This window comes from Pseudomonas sp. MIACH (assembly GCF_001269925.1).
Taxonomy (GTDB): domain Bacteria; phylum Pseudomonadota; class Gammaproteobacteria; order Pseudomonadales; family Pseudomonadaceae; genus Aquipseudomonas.
This window is the reverse complement of record NZ_LHVO01000045.1, coordinates 129770-143412: the sequence shown is the minus strand read 5'-3', so window position 1 is coordinate 143412 and position 13643 is coordinate 129770. Positions and strand designations below refer to the sequence as shown.

Genomic DNA, 13643 nt, shown 5'->3' with positions numbered 1-13643 from the left:
CAAGGTCAAGTTCTGAAACTTTCGGCCGGGCTGGTATTACACGGCGACGTCGGCCAAGCTTCACCCATCTTTGATTCAAACCACGGAGCATTCGCCATGCGCTGGTCGTTTTTTGCCCTTGCCGGCTTGATGAGTTTGTCTGCCGCTGCGCCCATGGCCAGTGCCGATCAAGACTATGCCGTGCTGATCATTTCCCGCGAGCGCCTGGAAGTACCGACCAATTGCGAGATCGGCCTGTACATACAGGACCAGTTGGCCGGGCGCTTGTTCCAGGAACAGTCCACCTCGTTCAACCTGCCCGCCGGCAATGTGTCGCTGCGCCTGAAACTGCTGCCGGGCCAGTCACCGGGTTGCTTGCCTGGCCTGCTCGCGCCGCCGGCGCAGAACATCACGCTCAAGGCCGGTGACGTACGCAAGCTGCGCATTGCCCAGGGCACGGAAGGCATGTACCTCAAACCCGCCGCATTGGAATACTGAAGACGCTTGACCTTCCCCACAGGTCAAGGTTGATCCTAGGGGCAACTTCTCTGGAGGACTGCCCCATGAATGGACCCACCACCTTTGACCTGCCCATCGGCGGCATGACCTGCGCCAGCTGCGCCGGACGTGTCGAGCGCGCGCTGGGCAAAGTGCCGGGGGTGCAGAGCGTCAGCGTCAACCTGGCCAACGAGCGCGCCCACGTCGAAGTGCTGGGCCAGATCGACCCGGCCGTGCTGATCGCCGCCGTCGACAAAGCCGGCTACACCGCGAGCCTGCCGCAAAGCGAAACCAAGACCGAGGCCGACCAAGCCCAGCGCCTGCACCGCGAGCGCTGGGCGCTGCTGCTGGCAATCGTACTGGCGTTGCCCTTGGTACTGCCGATGCTGGTGCAACCCTTCGGCCTGCACTGGATGCTGCCGGCCTGGGTGCAATTCGCCCTGGCCACCCCCGTGCAATTCATCTTAGGTGCGCGCTTTTATAGCGCGGCGTGGAAAGCCGTGCGTGCCGGTGCCGGCAATATGGACCTGCTGGTGGCCATCGGCACCAGCGCCGGTTACGGCCTGAGCCTCTATGAATGGCTGACCGCGCCCGCTGGCAGCATGCCCCATCTGTACTTCGAAGCGTCGGCCGTGGTGATCGCTCTGGTGTTGCTTGGTAAATACCTGGAGAGCCGCGCCAAACGCCAGACCGCCAGCGCTATCCGCGCCCTCGAAGCCCTGCGCCCTGAACGCGCGATTCGTGTGCAGGAGGGGCGCGAGGAAGACGTCGCCATCAACGCCCTGAAGCTCAATGACCGAGTGCTGGTCAAACCCGGCGAGCGCTTCCCGGTGGACGGCGAAGTGGTAGAAGGCCAAAGCCATGCCGATGAAGCGCTGATCAGCGGCGAAAGCCTGCCGGTGCCGAAACAACCTGGCGACGCGGTCACCGGCGGCGCCATCAATGGCGAAGGCCGCCTGCTGGTGCGCACCACCGCACTGGGTGCCGAAAGCGTACTGGCACGCATCATCCGCCTGGTGGAAGACGCCCAGGCTGCCAAGGCACCGATCCAGAAACTGGTGGATAAAGTCAGCCAGGTATTCGTGCCGACCGTGCTGGTGCTGGCGTTGATCACGCTGGTGGGCTGGTGGCTGTACGGTGCGCCACTGGAGACCGCGATCATCAACGCCGTGGCGGTGCTGGTGATCGCCTGCCCCTGCGCACTCGGGCTGGCTACACCGACCGCCATCATGGCCGGCACCGGCGTCGCCGCACGCTATGGCATCCTGATCAAGGACGCCGAAGCGCTGGAGCGCGCCCATGAAGTGAGCACCGTGGTCTTCGACAAAACCGGCACCCTCACTTCCGGCACTCCGAAAATTGCCCATTTGGCGGCGGTGGATGGCGACGAAGCCACCGTGCTGCAACAGGCCGGTGCGCTGCAACGCGGCAGCGAACACCCGTTGGCCAAAGCCGTGCTGGATGCGTGCAGCGAGCAAGGCCTGACGGTGGCGGATGTAAGCGCCAGCCAATCCCTGACCGGGCGTGGCATTGCCGGCACCCTCGACGGGCGCCAACTGGCCCTGGGAAATCGGCGCCTGCTGGAAGAAAGCGGCCTGGACGCGGGTGGGCTGGCCGACTCCGCCACGGCCTGGGAAGCCGAGGGCCGCACCTTGTCCTGGCTGATCGAGCAAGGCGCGCAGCCGCGTGTGCTCGGGCTGTTTGCCTTTGGTGACACGCTCAAGCCTGGCGCGCTGGAAGCAGTGGCACAACTCAAGGCCCGGCACATCAGCAGCCACTTGCTCACCGGCGACAACCGCGGCAGCGCCCGCGTCGTCGCCCAAGCGTTGGGCATCGATGACGTACACGCCGAAGTCCTGCCCGCCGATAAAGCCGCCATCGTCGCCGAACTGAAAAAAACCGGCGTGGTGGCCATGGTCGGCGACGGCATCAACGACGCACCGGCCCTCGCCGCCGCCGATATCGGCATCGCCATGGGCGGCGGCACCGACGTGGCCATGCATGCCGCCGGTATCACCCTGATGCGCGGCGACCCACGCCTGGTCCCGGCCGCCTTGGAGATCAGCCGCAAGACCTACGCCAAAATCCGCCAGAACCTGTTCTGGGCCTTTGTGTATAACTTGATCGGCATTCCCCTGGCCGCATTCGGCCTGCTCAACCCAGTGCTCGCGGGCGCGGCCATGGCCTTGTCGAGCGTCAGCGTAGTGAGCAACGCCTTGCTGTTGAAAACCTGGAAACCAAGCACTTGGAAACAGTCGAACGTGGAGGATCAACGCCCATGAACATCGGCCAAGCCGCCCGGCAAAGCGGGCTGAGCGCGAAGATGATTCGCTACTACGAATCCATTGGCCTGTTGAAAACCGCCCATCGCACCGACAGCGGCTACCGCATCTACGGCACCGACGACCTGCACACCCTGGCGTTTATCAAACGCTCGCGGGACCTGGGGTTTTCATTGGAAGAGGTCGGCAAGCTGCTGACCCTGTGGCAGGACCGGCAACGGGCCAGCGCCGATGTGAAAGCCCTGGCGCGCCAGCATATCGAGGCGCTGAATCAGAAGATCCTGGAGTTGGGGCAGTTGCGCGATACGTTGCAGGACCTGGTGGAACACTGTCACGGGGATGACCGGCCGGATTGTCCGATTCTCAAGGAGTTGGCTTCGGGAAGCTGCTGCGCGTGAGGCTCTAACTGACTCACTACAAAACCAATGTGGGAGGGGGCTTGCTCCCGATGGCGGTGTATCAGTCTCAATATCTGTAACTGACACACCGCTATCGGGAGCAAGTCGAATCGTCGCACCGCCCATCCCACATTTTGATCCTCATCAGCCAGGGATCACTGCATCCAAGGCGGCGGCGGTGGTTCTTCCGACGCTTTGCTCGGTGGCGCATCATCGGCCGCCCGAATGGCCTGGCGCCGCTCTTCATCCAGCCGCGCCGCTTCAATCTCGCGGATCACACCGCCGACATCCGCCAGCTCTTCCGGCTCGTCAAACTCGCCGGTCAATACGCTGGCCGGGTGCAAGGTGCCGGCTTCGTAGAGCGCCCACATTTCCTTGGCGTACTTGGTCGTCTTCAATTCCGGGGCAAAACGCCCGAAGTAGGAAGCCATGTTGCCCACATCCCGCTCCAGCATGTTGAACGCGTGGTTGTTGCCCGCCGCATCCACTGCCTGGGGCAGATCGATGATGACCGGACCGGTCGGCGTGAGCAGTACGTTGAACTCGGACAGGTCACCATGCACCAGGCCGGTACACAGCATCAGGACGATCTGGGAAATCAGGAAGGCGTGGTATTCACGCGCCTGGTCCGGCTCCAACGTCACGTCATTCAGACGTGGCGCTGCATCGCCGTACTCGTCGGCCACCAGCTCCATCAACAGCACGCCTTCCAAGAAGTCGTATGGCTTGGGCACGCGAACGCCCGCACCGGCCAGACGGAACAACGCCGCTACTTCGGCGTTCTGCCAGGCATCTTCGGTTTCTTTCTTGCCGAATTTCGAGCCCTTGGCCATGGCCCGGGCCTGCCGGCTGTTACGGACCTTACGGCCTTCCTGGTATTCAGACGCTTGACGAAAACTTCGTTTATTCGCCTCCTTGTAAACCTTGGCGCAACGCAATTCGTTGCCGCAGCGCACCACATAAACAGCTGCTTCTTTACCACTCATGAGTGGGCGCAGCACTTCGTCGACCAGACCGTCTTCGATCAGGGGTTCAATGCGTTTAGGAGTCTTCATCAGCTTTTATTGTGGGTCCTTTATTACCAAATACGCGTATGGCACTCGTTATACGGCAATCGGCTCGCCGGTGGGAGGGGCTACCGACCTCTGACCACTCAAGAATGCATCCAATATGCCAATTTTGGCGAATTCAACGTTCGATGATCGCCGTCACACCTTGCCCGCCTGCCGCGCAGATCGAAATCAGCCCGCGCCCCTTGCCCGCCGCGTCGAGCAACTTGGCCAGGTTGGCGACGATGCGCCCACCGGTGGCGGCAAACGGGTGACCGGCCGCCAGGGAGCTGCCCTTCACATTGAGCCGGCTGCGATCAATAGCCCCCAATGGCGCGTCCAGCCCGAGGCGCGTCTGGCAGTAATCCGCATCCTCCCACGCCTTGAGCGTGCACAACACTTGGGCCGCGAAGGCTTCGTGGATCTCGTAGTAATCAAAGTCCTGCAGCGTCAGGCCATTCCTCGCCAGCAAACGTGGCACCGCATACACCGGCGCCATCAGGAGGCCTTCGGCGCCGTTGACGAAATCCACCGCCGCCGCTTCGCCATCGCGCAGGTAGGCCAGGATCGGCAGACCACGCTCCTGGGCCCAGGCTTCACTGCCCAGCAACACCAGGGATGCGCCATCGGTGAGCGGCGTGGAATTGCCGGCCGTGAGCGTGCCCTTTTCGCTGCGCTCAAACGCGGGCTTGAGCGCGGCGAGTTTTTCCAGAGTCAGGTCGGGGCGCAGGTTGTTGTCGCGGGTCAGGCCCAAAAACGGCGTGAGCAGATCGTTATGCCAGCCTTCGGCATAGGCAGCGGCCATTTTCTGATGACTTTCGAGGGCGAGTTGGTCCTGCTCGGCACGCGGAATCTGCCAGGTCTGCGCCATCAATTCGCAATGCTGGCCCATGGACAAACCGGTGCGCGGCTCGCCATTACGCGGCAGCTCAGGCTTGAGGTGCTGGGGACGAAGTTGTAACAGGACTTTTAATTTATCCGCCATGGACTTGCTGCGATTGGCTTGCAGCAGAATCTTGCGCAGCCCTTCGTTCACGCCGATAGGAGCGTCGGAGGTGGTGTCCACCCCGCCGGCAATCCCGCATTCAATCTGGCCCAGGGCGATTTTGTTGGCCACCAGCAACGCCGCCTCGAGCCCCGTGCCGCACGCCTGCTGAATGTCGTAAGCCGGGGTTTGCGGCGACAGGCGTGAACCCAGCACGCATTCACGGGTGAGGTTGAAGTCGCGGGAATGCTTGAGCACCGCGCCGGCGGCCACCTCGCCGATGCGCAGGCCGTGCAGGTTGTAGCGTTCGATCAAGCCCTCCAGGGCCGCGGTCAGCATCGCCTGGTTGCTCGCCGTGGCGTAGGGGCCATTGGAACGGGCGAAAGGAATGCGGTTACCGCCAATGATCGCTACACGGCGCAATTGAGTCATGGAAAGCTCCCTGTGGGTTGTGGGGTGGATAACTGAGCCTAGTCGAACGACTGCTACCCTGGGATGGTCAACCTTTTGAACCCCAGCCTTCGGAGAGCGTTCCATGTCTGACCGTTATATCGACTTCGCCAACTCAAGCCTCGGCCATCGCCTGGTCGCCGCCCTTGGCCTGCCGTCACCGGTACGCCTGGAACGCTGGCAAGCCGGGCGCCTGCGTCCGGTGGACGGCGCATTGCTACTCGGGGGTGGCGTACTGGCAACCCATGTACAGGCGTTTGCCAACAAGCTCACCGACGCGACCTACACGTACGGCACCGAGACATCGACGTGGATTCCCGGCCACGGCCCCAAGCTCAAGGCCGTGGTATTCGATGCCAGCCACTTGCAACACAGCGATCAACTCAAGCAACTGCGCGAGTTCTTCCAGCCGTTGCTGAAAAACCTCGATAACAGCGCCCACCTGGTGATCCTCGGCCGCGCCCCGGAAAGCCTCAGCGACCCTTTCGCCGCCAGCGCCCAACGCGCCCTTGAAGGTTTCAGCCGGTCCTTGGCCAAGGAGCTGCGCAACGGCGGCGTGTTGCAATTGCTCTACGTCGGCGACGGTGCCGAAGACCAATTGGAAGGCGCGCTGCGCTTCTTCCTATCACCGAAAAGCGCGTATATCTCCGGCCAGGTGATTCGCCTGAAAGCCTGTGCCACGCCGGTCGAAGACTGGACCCGCCCCCTCGCCGGGCGTAAGGCATTGGTCACCGGCGCAGCCCGGGGCATTGGCGCGTCCATCGCCGAAACCCTGGCCCGCGACGGCGCCGAAGTGATCCTGCTCGACGTGCCCCAGGCCAAGGCCGACCTCGAAGCCCTGGCCGCACGCCTGGGGGCGCGCACAATCGTGCTGGACATCTGCGCCGAAGACGCCGCTGGCCAGTTGATCGAACACCTGCCCGACGGCCTCGACATCCTGGTGCACAACGCCGGGATCACCCGTGACAAAACCCTGGCCAACATGACCCCGGAATACTGGGACGCGGTGCTGGCGGTCAACCTCAATGCCCCGCAAGTACTGACCCAGGCCCTGCTCGACAGCGGCACCCTGCACGACAATGCCCGCGTGGTGGTGCTGGCCTCCATCAGCGGCATCGCCGGCAACCGTGGGCAAACCAACTACGCCGCGAGCAAGGCCGGTTTGATCGGCCTGGTACAGGCATGGGCGCCGTTGCTGGAGGAGCGCGGGATCAGCATCAACGCCGTAGCCCCAGGCTTTATCGAAACCCAGATGACCGCGCATATTCCCTTTGCCCTGCGTGAAGCCGGGCGGCGCATGAGTTCACTGGGCCAGGGCGGTTTGCCGCAAGACGTCGCCGAAGCCGTGGCCTGGCTGGGCCAGCCGGGTTCCGGTGCGGTCAGCGGGCAAGCGCTGCGGGTGTGTGGCCAAAGTTTGTTGGGAGCGTGAGCATGGATTGGCAAACCTTAGGCAGTACACCGTTTCTGCCACCGCTGTATTGGCGGGCGGCGCTCAAACGCAAGATCACCGGCAGTGCGTTGCCCGCACAGGGTCTGCGTTGCCAGATCAGCGTCAACCCCGAGAAGGTGGCGGCCTATCGCAAGGTCTGCGGTTTTGCCGACAGCCCGATCCTGCCGCCGACTTATCCACACATTCTGGCGTTTGGGCTACAGATGCAGTTGCTCACCTCCAACGCCTTTCCCTTCCCGCTGCTCGGGCTGATCCACCTGAGCAATCGCATTCGCATCCATCGCCCGCTGGGTGGCGTCAGCCAACTGCGCATCAGCGTGCACGCGCAAAACCTCCAGCCCCACGCCAAGGGCGCGACGTTTGACGTGGTGACCACCGTCGAAGATTCCCTCGGTGTGTTGTGGGAGGCCGAAAGCCGCATGCTCTGCCGGGGCGTGAAACTCGAAGGCGAAGCGCCAGATGATAGGCAGCCCACACCTGAGCAGGTCAGCGAGTTGACGCGCTGGAAAGCCCCCGCCGATATCGGCCGTCGCTACGCGCGGGTATCCGGCGACTACAACCCCATCCACTTGAGTGCGCTGACCGCCAAAGCATTTGGCTTTCCCCAAGCCATCGCCCATGGGCTGTGGAACAAGGCACGCGCACTGGCGGCCCTCGGCGATCACCTGCCCACTGCGAATATTGAAATAGACGTGGTGTTCAAGAAACCCGTGCGCCTGCCCAGCGAAGTGACATTGCACACCAGTGCCGCCGGTTCCAGTGGTGAATTAAGCTTGAAAGGGGTGGGCGATATTGAGCACATGACTGGAAAGTGGCGACCAATCGCATGAAAAAACCTGGTTAATTGTATATATACGCCCTAAGTAATAGCGGACTTAATCAAGCCCGCTATTATTTTAACTTATTGATTTAAATCATATATACATATTGATACAATCTCCCCTTACACCCTTCGAATTAGTCACTAAGCAGGCGTTCCGGCCCTGCTATATAAATCGTTAATACCAACTTGAGAATTGAGAGAACGTGAACCTGGGTCTGTGATACGCACACGGACAAACGCATCGCTATCCAAGAAGTAACGAGCGTTTGATGACAACTAAGGTTGTACAGGTGCAAGGAACTCAATCATGAAAACTCAAATCGTGTTTTGGAAAGCAAGTACCGCGCTGGCCCTGGCGATAGCAATGACGTTGGGCGGCTGCAGCAGCGGTGGTGGCGGGCATCACAGTAGCGGCTCGGCTTCCTCGGACCCTGCCGCAAGCGGTGGCGGTACCGACGGTGGTGGCACGGGCGGCACCGGCGGTGGCACAGGTGGTACGGGCGGTGGTACTGGCGGCACAGGTGGCGGCACCGGTGGTACCGGCGGTGGTACTGGCGGCACGGGTGGCGGCACAGGCGGTACCGGTGGCGGCACCACCAGCACACTGGTCACCGCAGCGGTGGTCGACACCCTCGGCACCACCGTGACCGGTCTCGGCGGCACCGTCGGCAGCCTGGGCACCACCCTCGGCAGCCTGCCAATCGTCGGCGCAACCGCTGGCGGCCTGGTGACCGCTACCGGCACCGCCGTGGGCAGTATCGGTGATGGCGTGTCGGACGGCCTGGGCTCGATAGGGACCGACAGCAATGCCCTGGGCACAACCCTTGCCGGCGTGGGCAATGGGGTTTCCGACCTGGGTGATGGGGTGAGCGTCACAGGCGCTAACGTTGCCACTTTGCTCGGACGCGTGCCGGTGGTCAGGACCGTCTCGCCAGCGGTGGGCGGCGTGGTCGATAAGGTCGGCAATGCCGTGACCATGCTTGGCGATACGTTGAGTACTGCCAGCACCACCGGTCCGTTGGGTTCGGTCACTGACACCGTCGGCGCGCGAGTACTGGTGCCTGTGGTGTCCCTGGTGGAAAAGGCCACCGGCAAAGTCGGCAGCACGACCGGCCTGGACAGCCCGGTAGGCGGCCTGCTGCGCAAAGTCGGCGGTACCGTTGACGGCCTGGGCGATAAAGTCGCCGGTACCGGCGGCAACCCCGTGACCGACGCGGTGGGCAACGTGCTCAATGGCGTGGGCATCACCGTCGGCAAGGCCAGCGGTTATGTCGATCCGAATCCCGGCAACGTCGGCGGTGGCACAGGCGGCGGCGCCAATCCATCCGGCCTGCCCGAACTGATCGGCGGTGTGATCGCCGGTGCCAGTAGCGGCCTGAATGCGGGCAGCACCAACGGTGTGGTCAGCGCGACCGGCGTCACTGGGGTCAACGTCGGCGGCACCGTGGCATCCGTGGGCACCCTGCTCGGCGGCAATGGCGTACCGAACGCGACGGCCGGTGCAGCGGTCGCCCCAATCACCAACACCCTTGGCGTCGCACTCAACCCTGTCACCAGCGGGGTACAGAACCTCACCCAAACCATCGGCGGCGCCACTGGCCTGGGTGCGCCGGTCAACGGCCTGGTCACCAACGTGGGCGGCGCGGTCAGCAGCCTGGGCGGACAAATCAGCACCACCAACGCCAACCCGATCACCAACGCCCTGGGCGGCACCGTGAGCGCAGTGGGTGGCACCGTAACGTCGGTCGGCGGCCTGGTGACCGGAGGCACAAGCAACGGTGGTGGCCTGCTCGGCGGCGGCCTCAGCGTGGGCGGCAGCGCAACGACCTCCACCAGCGCAGGCGCCACCGCAAATGGTGGTGCACTGGGCGGGATTCTCGGTGGCCTGACCGGCAAAAAATAGAATCGCACCTGGCCGATTAGACGGCCTCACCTACAGCGCCTACGCTTGGTTGAGACGAGAGATCCAATCCATCTCTCGTCTTTTTTATGGGCCAATGAACGGCCTGTGAAAGCCCCCGAACCGCGCCCCGAGAGCCCGGCGGGCCTCTGCAAGACGCCGCCGCAGTTTTGACCATGGAGTGTCCTATGCGCGCTTTGACGCCGTTGTTATTGCTCACCCTCAGTGCTTATGCCCAGGCCGATACCCTCCCCAGCTTCCTCAACAGCAACGACACCGTGCGCACTCTGCCCGTGCCCAACCTGCCCGCCGACGCCTACCGCCCGGCCACCCCGCAAACCCAGTTGCCGGTGCCGGCCGCCCCGACCGCGCAACCCTTGCTGATGGACACCAAAGTGACCATTCGCAAACTGCAGATCGACGGCGGTACGGTCTATCCGCTCAAGGACGTGGCCCAGGTCTTCGAGCCCTTGATTGGCCGCGAAACCAACCTCGCGCAACTGATCGAGGCCACGCGCCGCATCACTCGGCGCTACCAGGAAGACGGCTACCTGTTGTCCTACGCTTTCCTGCCGGAGCAACGCTTCGAAAACGGCCTGGTGCGCGTGGTGCTGGTGGAGGGTTATATCCGCGATTACAGCCTGCAGGGCGACATCGGTTCGGTGTCGTCCTACGTCGACAAGCTGGCAGAAAAACTCAAGGCCGAACGCCCACTTACCCGCAAGACCTTCGAACGCTACACCACCCTGATGAGTGCCATCCCCGGTGTGACGTTGCAAGCCCAAGTGCCCCCGCCCGGCACCACCGATGGCGGCACCCACATGCAAATCAGCGCCAGCCGCAAACCCTTCACCACCAGCATGAGCCTGAACGAGAACAGCCGCGGCGGCACTCAAGCGCTGCTGACGGCCACCAGCAACGCGTGGACATCCATGGGTGAACAACTGAGCGTCAGCGGCCTGTTCCCACCGGGCGACGATAAAGAGCATTACTACCGCGCCGCCTACAGCCAATTCATCAATGCCGAAGGCACCCAGGTGGTGCTATCGGGTGAACGCTACCGCGCCGACCCACGGACCAACCTGCAACTGGGCGGCGGCTTCGAACTCAAGCCACACCAGGAAATCGACCGTTACTCCATTGGCCTCAGCCACCCGCTGATCGCCTCGCCCAACGAGTCACTGAGCCTCGGCGCGCGCTACTACGCCGTCGACCAGACCACTCGCTACCAACTGGTGGGCTTCCCGCAGCGCCTGGAGCTGCAAACCGACCTGCGCGCCCTGGCCTTCGAGGGTGACTGGCGCAAGGCCGATACCACCCAACTGCGCATCCTCAGCGCCGGGGTGTACCAAGGCACCAACGGTATGGGCGCCAAGACCCGCAGCGACTTCGGCGGCCTCAAGCCTGACCTCGACTTCTTCCGCCTGCGCCTGTCCGGCGTGCAAAGCAACAAGCTGTTTGATAACTGGCAAGGCGTACTCTCCGGCGCACTCTACTGGAGCGACGACACCTTGCCCGACAGCGAACGCGCCACCTTCGGCGGGCAGAACTTCGGCCGCGGCTACCCCGACGACCAAGGCTCCGGCGACAAGGGCTGGGGCATGGCGTACGAGATCAACTACAGCTACAACCGTGCCGGCGACTGGGTGCGCATCCTGCAACCCTACGTGGTGTTCGACCGGGCCAAGACCTGGTTCAACGACCTGCCGATCAAGCACAACGATATGTCATCGGCCGCCGTGGGCCTGCGCTTTGGCGACACCCAGTACTACAACATCGCCCTCGAAGCGGCCAAGCCGATGTCGGACAAGGCCCTCGACACCTTCAACCGCACGCCGCGGTACACGTTGAGTTTCAGTTATCAGCTATGACTGCAGCCCCGTAGGCGCGAGCGTGCTCGCGCCTACGGATAGCGCTTGGTCACGGGGAAGAGATTGTTCAACGTATCGAGCAGCCGCACCAGGTAGATCGGCTTGCGAAACAAGTCCAGCACCTGCAGGCGCAGCATGTCGCTGACGTCATCCATCTCGGCATGACCCGACATCACAATCACCGGCAGGTGCGAGCGTGAGGTGTGTTCGCGCAGGCGCTTGATCAAGGAGATACCGCTTTCCTCGGGCATGCGCAGGTCGGTGATGACCAGGGCGATATCAGGGTTGAGGGTGAGTTCCTGCAAAGCTTCGGTGACGGAGTTGGCCGTGAAGCAGACGAACCCTTCATCGCCAAGGGATTCGGCGAGTTCGATCAAGGCGTCCTCTTCGTCGTCCACTAACAGGATTTGTTGCCGGGTCGGCGAAGAGGAACTCATGGGAAAAGTCCTGGGACTGGGAGTGCACTCAAGGTAGTTACACCACGGTATTGATCAAGTACCGATGCCTGTCTGAATCGAAGTAAAGATGGCTTTAACTTTGGTACTGATCGGCGACATGAACAGTCCGATCACCGCCGCACACATCGCCGCGACAATTGCATATTCGATACCGGAGGCCCCCTCTCTGGCATAAGAAAAAATCTGGATTTTTATAAACACCTTGCGAATCGCATCAAGGAACATATGACTTCTCCTATGCGCTCAGAGCGCTGATGTAGCGGGCCTACTGCATGATTTCGCTTTGCCATTAGAGCATTGTCGGCAAATGCACTCCCAACAACTGTAATAAGCGACTAATCACAAAGTAGTAGCCAACTCCGTGGCGCCAAAACAACCTGGTTTTCCATTGCAATGCAGAATTTTTCCGAAGGGTAATGGCATTTCGTCCTAGCTGAACTACCTTCAAATAGCGAAATAGTTAGATGTGCCGCGTGAACTGATTGCGCAGTGACTGGATGGACCAGCCGGCAGGTTCTGCAGTGGGAAAGGGAGAGCCTTAATGAGCAGTCGCATCAGTATGATTCTGGCCGGATTACTGTTGGTGGGTGCACTGATTGCAGGCTATTGGGGCCTGGTGCTGAGCCGCCCGGAACCGGCGCCCGCCGTTCAACCGCTTGCCAGCACGATTGCAGTGACCCCAGCCGAAGACCCTACGCGTCAATCCGTAGTGGTGCTGGCCCACGACGTGCCGCCCTTCGTTGCCCTCACCGCCGCCGACCTGACCCTGGAAAAACTGCGCACCGCCCCGGCAGGCAGCCTCACCACCCTGGAACAAGCAATCGGCCGCGTGCCCTGGCGCAGCCTTGAAGCGGGCACTTGGCTGACCGAACAAAGTTTCGACGCCGGCGGAAGCCTCGCCCGCATGATCCGCCCTGGCGAACGTGCACTGGCCGTCGCAGTGGATGAAGTGAGCGGTGCCGGCGGGCAATTGAACCCCGGCGACTATGTCGACGTAATGCTGTACCTGCGCCAGGAAAACGGTAACCCCCAACCGTCGGCGCAAACCGTCATCCCTGCACTTCGCCTGCTCGGCGTGGGCGACCAGTTGGGACTGACCAACGACGGTAAACCCGGCTCCCCCGTGGCCACCTCGGCGCAAGACCTGGCCAAGCAACAACAGAGCCGCGCCGCTGCACGCACGGTGCTGCTCGCGGTTCCAGAGCAATTAATGACTCGGCTGGTGCTGGCTATTCAAGCCGGCGTATTGCGCCTGGCCGTGCGCAGCGCCGACGAACAACGCCTGAGCCTCTACTGGGCGGGCGAAAATGACTCGCTGGTAAACCTCGACAACGCCAAGCGCGATCTCTACCAGTTCAATCAGTTGGCCTTTACTTCTGCCCCCATCAACACCTTCAGTCCGCCGGCGGCCAACAGCACGCCACGTCGCTCGGGGATCGAGGTAATACGCGGCAACCAGGTTACTCAACAAACGCCCTGATAGCGCTAAGGATGCCTTGA

Annotated in this window: 12 protein-coding genes; 8 read left to right on the top strand and 4 right to left on the bottom strand. The window is 62.4% G+C overall.

What is annotated here, in order from left to right:
• Positions 1-96 precede the first annotated feature (96 nt).
• From AD670_RS17075 to cueR, 3 genes are all read left to right on the top strand, one after another.
• Complete coding sequence (locus AD670_RS17075; protein WP_053134721.1) at positions 97-477, top strand: hypothetical protein; 381 nt, start codon at positions 97-99, stop codon at positions 475-477.
• A 65-nt stretch (positions 478-542) separates the two neighbouring features.
• Positions 543-2759, top strand: a complete 2217-nt coding sequence (locus tag AD670_RS17070; RefSeq protein ID WP_053134718.1) for a cation-translocating P-type ATPase — start codon at positions 543-545, stop codon at positions 2757-2759.
• Complete coding sequence (gene cueR, locus AD670_RS17065; RefSeq protein ID WP_053134715.1) at positions 2756-3157, top strand: Cu(I)-responsive transcriptional regulator; 402 nt, start codon at positions 2756-2758, stop codon at positions 3155-3157. The genes AD670_RS17070 and cueR overlap by 4 nt, the downstream gene beginning before the upstream one ends.
• A gap of 155 nt (positions 3158-3312) precedes the next feature.
• Here cueR and AD670_RS17060 read toward each other — a convergent pair whose 3' ends face one another.
• The gene (locus AD670_RS17060; protein WP_053134712.1) at positions 3313-4212 is read right to left on the bottom strand and encodes a PA4780 family RIO1-like protein kinase; all 900 of its coding nucleotides are present in this window, start codon (positions 4210-4212) and stop codon (positions 3313-3315) included.
• A gap of 133 nt (positions 4213-4345) precedes the next feature.
• Positions 4346-5623, bottom strand: a complete 1278-nt coding sequence (locus AD670_RS17055; protein WP_053134708.1) for an acetyl-CoA C-acetyltransferase — start codon at positions 5621-5623, stop codon at positions 4346-4348.
• A gap of 103 nt (positions 5624-5726) precedes the next feature.
• Here AD670_RS17055 and AD670_RS17050 point away from each other — a divergent pair, with 103 nt between their 5' ends.
• The 4 genes from AD670_RS17050 to AD670_RS17035 all read left to right on the top strand — a co-directional run bounded on the left by AD670_RS17050 (position 5727) and on the right by AD670_RS17035 (position 11685).
• Entirely contained in the window at positions 5727-7070 is a 1344-nt protein-coding gene (locus tag AD670_RS17050; protein ID WP_053134705.1) for a 3-oxoacyl-ACP reductase, read from the top strand.
• Between the two features lie 2 nt (positions 7071-7072).
• Complete coding sequence (locus AD670_RS17045) at positions 7073-7921, top strand: MaoC family dehydratase (protein ID WP_053134704.1); 849 nt, start codon at positions 7073-7075, stop codon at positions 7919-7921.
• A gap of 300 nt (positions 7922-8221) precedes the next feature.
• Complete coding sequence (locus AD670_RS17040; protein ID WP_053134701.1) at positions 8222-9817, top strand: collagen-like triple helix repeat-containing protein; 1596 nt, start codon at positions 8222-8224, stop codon at positions 9815-9817.
• Between the two features lie 185 nt (positions 9818-10002).
• A complete protein-coding gene (locus tag AD670_RS17035) occupies positions 10003-11685 on the top strand; it encodes a ShlB/FhaC/HecB family hemolysin secretion/activation protein (protein ID WP_053134698.1) in 1683 nt (560 codons plus the stop codon).
• A 32-nt stretch (positions 11686-11717) separates the two neighbouring features.
• On the opposite strand, the gene AD670_RS17030 is transcribed toward AD670_RS17035, so the two are convergent.
• A complete protein-coding gene (locus tag AD670_RS17030) occupies positions 11718-12122 on the bottom strand; it encodes a response regulator (RefSeq protein WP_053134694.1) in 405 nt (134 codons plus the stop codon).
• 54 nt (positions 12123-12176) lie between these two features.
• On the bottom strand, positions 12177-12368 hold the full coding sequence (locus tag AD670_RS17025; protein ID WP_053134691.1) for a Flp family type IVb pilin: 192 nt from the start codon (positions 12366-12368) through the stop codon (positions 12177-12179).
• Between the two features lie 316 nt (positions 12369-12684).
• On the opposite strand from AD670_RS17025, the gene cpaB reads away from it, so the two are divergent.
• Positions 12685-13623 carry a Flp pilus assembly protein CpaB gene (gene cpaB, locus AD670_RS17020; RefSeq protein WP_053134688.1) on the top strand — a complete coding sequence of 313 codons (939 nt, stop codon included), beginning with the start codon at positions 12685-12687 and terminating at the stop codon, positions 13621-13623.
• Positions 13624-13643: the final 20 nt, after the last annotated feature.